The organism is Streptomyces sp. NPDC101151 (assembly GCF_044768335.1).
Taxonomy (GTDB): domain Bacteria; phylum Actinomycetota; class Actinomycetes; order Streptomycetales; family Streptomycetaceae; genus Streptomyces.
The window spans coordinates 1-6,095 of record NZ_JBIWPP010000090.1; the positions used below are offsets into that span (position 1 = coordinate 1).

The 6,095-nt window shown below is 68.7% G+C and carries 6 protein-coding genes and 2 pseudogenes; 5 read left to right on the forward strand and 3 right to left on the reverse strand.

Annotation, left to right across the window (positions count from 1 at the left end):
- On the reverse strand, positions 1 to 835 hold an 835-nt coding region (locus ACIRU3_RS47030), incomplete at its 3' end, for a LysR family transcriptional regulator (RefSeq protein WP_404070512.1).
- A 138-nt stretch (positions 836 to 973) separates the two neighbouring features.
- Here ACIRU3_RS47030 and ACIRU3_RS47035 point away from each other — a divergent pair.
- From ACIRU3_RS47035 to ACIRU3_RS47050, 4 genes are all read left to right on the forward strand, one after another.
- Positions 974 to 1,792 (forward strand): 3'(2'),5'-bisphosphate nucleotidase CysQ, encoded by an 819-nt coding sequence (locus ACIRU3_RS47035; protein ID WP_404070514.1) that lies wholly within the window; start codon positions 974 to 976, stop codon positions 1,790 to 1,792.
- Positions 1,793 to 1,833: 41 nt separating this feature from the next.
- A complete protein-coding gene (locus ACIRU3_RS47040) occupies positions 1,834 to 2,430 on the forward strand; it encodes an NADPH-dependent F420 reductase (RefSeq protein WP_404070516.1) in 597 nt (198 codons plus the stop codon).
- Between the two features lie 226 nt (positions 2,431 to 2,656).
- Complete coding sequence (locus tag ACIRU3_RS47045) at positions 2,657 to 3,397, forward strand: class I SAM-dependent methyltransferase (protein ID WP_404070518.1); 741 nt, start codon at positions 2,657 to 2,659, stop codon at positions 3,395 to 3,397.
- A gap of 160 nt (positions 3,398 to 3,557) precedes the next feature.
- Positions 3,558 to 4,088 (forward strand): GNAT family N-acetyltransferase, encoded by a 531-nt coding sequence (locus tag ACIRU3_RS47050; protein ID WP_404070520.1) that lies wholly within the window; start codon positions 3,558 to 3,560, stop codon positions 4,086 to 4,088.
- 403 nt (positions 4,089 to 4,491) lie between these two features.
- Here ACIRU3_RS47050 and ACIRU3_RS47055 read toward each other — a convergent pair.
- Positions 4,492 to 4,713, reverse strand: a pseudogene (locus tag ACIRU3_RS47055) (ADP-ribosylglycohydrolase family protein); the annotation flags it as partial.
- A gap of 227 nt (positions 4,714 to 4,940) precedes the next feature.
- On the opposite strand from ACIRU3_RS47055, the gene ACIRU3_RS47060 reads away from it, so the two are divergent.
- On the forward strand, positions 4,941 to 5,210 hold the full coding sequence (locus ACIRU3_RS47060) for a hypothetical protein (protein WP_404070522.1): 270 nt from the start codon (positions 4,941 to 4,943) through the stop codon (positions 5,208 to 5,210).
- A 651-nt stretch (positions 5,211 to 5,861) separates the two neighbouring features.
- Here the strand turns inward: ACIRU3_RS47060 and ACIRU3_RS47065 are convergent.
- Positions 5,862 to 6,005, reverse strand: a pseudogene (locus tag ACIRU3_RS47065) (IS5/IS1182 family transposase); the annotation flags it as partial.
- Between the last annotated feature and the right edge of the window lie 90 nt (positions 6,006 to 6,095).

A 6,095-nucleotide genomic window follows, 5' to 3' on the forward strand; every position in this document is an offset into this window, starting at 1 on the left:
ACCGCCTCCAAGCCATCGAGCGCGAGACCGAAGTGGCCTGACAGCTGGGGACGAAGAAAGGTACGGGACTGGGGACACAAGTCCGTACGCCGACAGTGGTGGCCTCGGGGACGCTGATCAGGATGTCGGAGCCGCGCGCGAACTCCAGCGCGGCCGCTTCCGTGGGCGCGGTCGCCACCACGCGGCGGGTGAGGCCGAGCCGCGCGAGGGCGTCGTCGAGGGCATTGCTGAGGTTTCCACGTCGCGAGACGGTGACGTGCTCAGCGGCGGCGTACCGCTGTGCGGTGACGGTCCTGACGCCGGTGAGGGGGTGCCCCTGCCTCACGACGATGACGAGGCGGGTCTCGCCCACGTTCTCGGCACGGATGTCCGGTGCGCTCGGGCGGTTGGCGTTCGCCTCCAGGTCGACCTCGCCGCGCCGCAACTCGGGGGTGTCGATGCTCGATTCCGCGACGAAGCGCAATCGCACGCCCGGCGCCTGTCCGCGCACGGCCGCGAGCAGTGCGGGGCCGCTCAAGGCGACCAGGGAATCGTGCCAGCGGAGTGTGAAAGTGCGCTCCAACGTCGCCAGATCGAGTTCACGGCTCGGTGCCAGCACCCCCTGGACCTGATGCAGCAGCTCATGAACCTGTTCCCGGACGGCGATCGCATACGGCGTCGGGGTCATCGTGCGGCCGGTGCGCACCAGGATCTGATCCCCGGTCGTGCGCCGAATCCGGCCCAGACTCCGGCTCATCGCGGGGGCGGTGACATGCAGGCGCGCCGCCGCCCCGGCCACACTGCCCTCCTCCAGCAGCGCGTCGAGCGCGGCGAGCAGGTTCAAATCCAATTGCATGTGAGTAATCCTATCCGTGCCTGACATGCATTTGAAGTTAATTGCGGGGCTGCATACCGTTGAGGCGAAAGCGCAAGAAGTAACGCGCAGTTCGGCCCTCGACCGGCCTCAGCACCCCTCCTCAGACGGGATACCACCATGTCCGAAACGCTTCAGACCACTGACGTCGCCGCCTCCGACGCCGACCTGCTCGCCCAGACCGCGATCGCCGTGCGTGAGGCGGGTTCGGCGCTGCGCGAGCGCTTCGGCGAGGTGGTCCGCTACCAGACCCGCGAAGAGCTGATGCGCGCGCTCGCCGCCAACGACGACACGGCCCTCGAAATCCTGCGCCCCCGCCTCACGCGCCTGCGCCCGGACGCCGGCTGGGTGGAGGACGAACTGGACGGCGGGGCGCTGCCGCCCGGCGAATGGTGGGTCGTGGATCCGGCCGAAGGCAACGTCAACCACCTGCACGCCCTGCCGGAGTGGGCGGTGACCGCCACCCTCGTGCGTGAGAACCAGCCGGTGCTCACCGCAGTCCACCTGCCGTTGACCGGCGAGACCTACACCGCGCTCACCGGCGTGGGCGCCCACCTCGACGGCCGGCCGCTGCACGTCTCCCAGACCGCGGACCTCGGCCTGAGCATCGTGGCCACCAGCCAGGCCCGGCCGGACGAGGACGAAAAGGTCGTGCGGCGCGTCGGCTCCTCGATCACCGCGATGCTCTTCGACGCGCTCGTCGTCCGCACCGCCGTGCCCGCGACCCTGCACCTGCTGAACGTGGCCGCCGGCCGGATCGACGCCTTCTGGCAGTTCGCCGGCGCCCGCGCGGACCTGCTTCCCGGAGCGCTGCTCGTCACCGAGGCCGGCGGACGGATCTCCGACGCCGAGGGCCGCCCCTGGACCCCACAGAGCCAGAGCTTCCTTGCCGCCGCGCCAGGCGTCCACGCCGAGGCCGTATCCACGCTCTCACGCTGACCGCGCACCACAACCCGCACGCACGGAAGGATCAGATCATCATGACCACGATCGCCGTTCTCGGAAACGGCCGCGTCGGCGGCAACCTGGCCACAGCCCTCGCCCGGGCAGGACACGAAGTGGCCGTGGCGGACCGCACGCCGGGCGCCGCCGCCGACGCCGCCCGGACTGCCCGGATCGTCATCAACGCCACCCCGGGTGCCGGCTCGCTGGACCGGCTCGCCGCTCTGTGCGAAGAACTCCGGGACAAGATCCTCGTCGACGTCTCCAACGCCACCACCGACGGACCGGACGGACTGCCCGCCGACCTGATCTACCCCGGCTCGAGCCTCGCCGAACAGCTCCAGGAAGTGCTCCCCGAAACGCGCGTCGTCAAGACACTCAACACCATGATCTTCCCGGTGATGACCTCGCCGGCCACGCTCGCCCAGACGCCGACCGCGTTCCTCTCCGGCGAGGACCCGCAGGCCAAGCAGACCGTCCGCGAACTGCTCACCGACCTCGGCTGGCAAAAGGAATGGATCACCGACCTCGGCGGGATCCAGACCGCCCGCGCCACAGAGGCCGCGATCCTGTTCGTACCGCACGTCATCCGGTCCACCGGATTCATACCCTTCGCGATCTCAATCGCCCGCTGACTGTCGAGCTGCGCCGGCTGGAGGTAGCCGGAGCCGGCGCGTGGCGTGGATGGGCTCCCGGTGGGACACGATCGTGGCATGTACTGTCCGACTTGGTGGCGGAGTTGAGGTTGACCAAGGGCTCGTCCGGCGGATCATGGGCCGAGCCAGGGCCGGACCGAGGCGAGGGCCGGCCAGTGCCCTAATCGTGTTGACCGCCCCCGGCAGGCAGTGCTGGAGTCGGCACGTGGACAGCATCCCCGCCAACCGGCGGCTCTGGAACGAGATCAGCAGCGCCTACCAGCACAAACACGACCCGCAAATCGGCGCCACACCCCGGCTGTGGGGCATGTACTCCATCCCCGACGCGCACCTGCGGGCCCTGGGCGACGTCACCGGCAAGCGCGTCCTGGAACTCGGCTGCGGCGCCGGCCAGTGGTCCAGGGCGCTCGCCGCCGAGGGCGCCACCGTGGTCGGGCTCGACCTGTCCGAAGCCCAGCTCGCCGCAGCGGCCCGCGCGATGGGAGCGGCCCGCTACCCGCTGGTGCAAGGCGCCGCCGAACAACTTCCCTTCGCCGCCGAGAGCTTCGACCTGGTGTTCTGCGACTTCGGTGGGCTCAGCTGGGCGCCCCCGCAGCTGGCCGTCCCGCAGGCCGCACGCGTCCTGGGCCGAGGCGGGCGCCTGGTGTTCAACGTCGCCAGCCCATGGTTCGAAGCTTGCTACGACGAAGCCGCCAGCCGCGTGACCACGACGCTGCAGCAGGACTACTTCGGGCTGAACACCATCGCCGAAGGCGACGGCGCGACCAGCTATCAGCTCACCTACGGCGACTGGGTCAGGGTCCTGCGCGGCGCGGGTCTCATCATCGACGACCTCATCGAGCCGCGGCCCGAACTCGGAACACCCAACGGCTACAACGAAACCGACCCACCCGACTGGGCACACCGCTGGCCGGCGGAACTGCTCTGGGTGACCCACAAACCGTAACGGCTTGGTCCGCGATTGGTGGTGGGTGTAGCTCCGTCTCGGGGGCCAGCTGATCTGGGGTGTTGCGACGACCGTTGACCAGCCCGGGGTGTTGTGATGGGCGGTGCTCGGTCGGGATATTCGCTGGTCGCCGCTTGTTGATGGTGGTCATACTGCCGCGATGGATCCAGTGACTCTTGAGACCGACCGTCTGGTGCTGCGGGCATTCACACCTGCCGACGTGGATGCGGTGTATGAAGCCTGCCAGGACGAGGACATCCAGTTCTACACCCCGGTGCCGGTGCCGTACCGGCGTGCGGATGCGGAGAAGCTCGTCGGCGAGAAGCTGCCCGCTCAGTGGGCCGAGGACAGGGACTACACCCTCGGTGCGTTCCGCAAGGACACCGGCGCCCTGGTCGGCTCGTACTGCCTGACCCTCGTCAGCCGCGGCGTCTGGGAGCTCGGTTACTGGGCGGTCGAGGAACAGCGCGGACGCGGGTACTCGGTGGAGGCCGCTCGGGCCCTGTGCGACTGGGGCTGGGCCACCCTCGACGTCCACCGCATCGAGTGGTGGGCCATGGCCGGGAACACCGGCTCGCGTGCCGTCGCCGAGAAACTCGGCTTCACCGTCGAAGGGACACTGCGCAATCGCGGCATCGCCAACGATGGCAAGCCGCACGACTGGTGGGTGGGCGGACTGCTGAGGCCCTGATGCTCGGGCCGGTGCTTGGCCGGCTACGTTTGCTCTTCTACAGGGAAGTTCCCAGCTCAGACGGTTCCCACAGAAGAGTCACACCCATTGATCATCGGCAAGCAGCCGTGACGTGGCAGTGGCCGCACGGGTTCTTCGAGTGTGACCAAGAAGAAGTGGGCCCGTGCGGCCTTGGCCCATCCTCCCTTCTGCGGCGTCTCGTATGCATATCTCGGCGATTTGATCGAAGAGTTGGCCGATCTGTGGCTCGCCCGGTGCGAGTCGGAGCTTCGTGAGCGGCGTGGTGCCGAGCGGCAGCGGGAGGCCGGTGCCGTCCCGAAGCACGATCTGGTCTTCACCGACCGCCTGCTCGTCACCCTGGTCCACCTACGCACCGGGCTCCCGCACACCGCGCTCGGGCGCTGCCTGACGCCGCCGCGGCCCACGCGACCAGGACGGCCATCTGCGTGTCGTCGGTGGCCTCGCCGGGGTCCCAGCCACCACCTCCGCTCATCTCGCCACCGGCACCAGGCGCGGGGTACCGCGCGGAGAAGGCTCCCTGGGGACCGAACTCGAAGGGGCCGCCCAGGGCGTCACCCACCGCTGAGCCGACGATCACGCCGGCGGCCCGCTGAATGCGCTTCATTCGCGCAGGTTATCGATGCCGTCCACGGTGCTGGCGGCCTGGGCTGCCGGCAGCCCACGGTCTGCGATCGCCTCGGCGTCCGAACCCGGATCTCTGAGTGGGGAGACAGGGGCCATGCGTCCGCACCGCATTCGTGGGTGCGGGTGGCAGGCCCCTTCGACGAAGCCGTGTCTGTTTGCCGTGCGCCTACCCAACGGCTGACCGAAGAGGCAGTTAAATGCCGGAGCATGACTACCGATCCGCAGTCCTTCACCATCTTGCTGGTCCCTCAGCACATCGAGGGCACAGAGCGTGCTTCCGCGCAAGAATCGGCTGTGCGATCGGCAGTCGTCGAGGCCACCGGTGAGAAGGGCGAGACGGGCTACCCCCGTTACGCCGGCGGCGGGATGGTGGCGGACATCGACCCCCGTACCCGTACGGTCGAGGCGCTGCTCGTCGATGGCACAGAGCTGGACTACGGACTCAGCGCCATGGTGATGAGCGGCTCCGGCAGTTGAAAGCCGCAGGGCGTGCCCCGCGTGAACAAGTGACCCACCCGTCACGCCGCGGACAGGGCCGGGCATGACCAGCAACCAGAAGTCCGGCCGCTGGCCACGCACGCGACATCGATGGCAACTCTTGGACCACCTCGATTCTGGCGTGGACGCTGCACACCGACGGCACCGCGGTTCCGTGTGCGTCTGACAGTGACGGTGTGACTGGATATGCCACGTACGGACTGAAGTCCTACGCGATCTACCACCCCGACGCCACAGACTCGCAGGGAGAGTCAGGGTGATGAGCCAGCCGCCCTGCGGAGCGGGCGTCTGGGTCTGGCGTGAGCGCAGCGGGGAGTCGTAGAACTCGCAGGAGGTGTTGTAGCCGGATCCGTAGTTCTTGAGGGTCTGGGTGGAGACCCAGGACATGTCCGGGTTGGTGGCCTCGGAGGGGCGTCCGTCGCTGTCGCTGCTCAGTGACGGCCTCTTCGCCGTGTCCGGGCGGGAACTGCTCAAGGGGCCCGGTCGCGCAACGGCTGGCCGGACCAGACCTGGGCCCTGTCGCGGGTCAGGACCCTGACCGGGCGCTGGTCCCACAAGGGCTGCACGTCGAGGGCGTTGCCGTGCTGCTTAGAGGACGTCTGGTTCGTGTAGTTCGCGGGTGATTGCGGTTTATGCGTCTCGCCAGGTTGGGGTGGTTTCGCCGGTTGCGCGCTTGGCGAGGGCGGAGATCGCTGCGAGGCGGATCATGCTCTCGGAGTGTTCGGGTTTGGTTTCGTAGTCGCGGGCGAGTCGGCGGTGCATCATGATCCATCCGGTTGGGTCGGGCGCCCCGGCCCCCCCACCCCCCCCCCCCCCCCCCCACCCCAACGAGGCGCCCAAAAAAAAAAACCCCCCAACCAAACA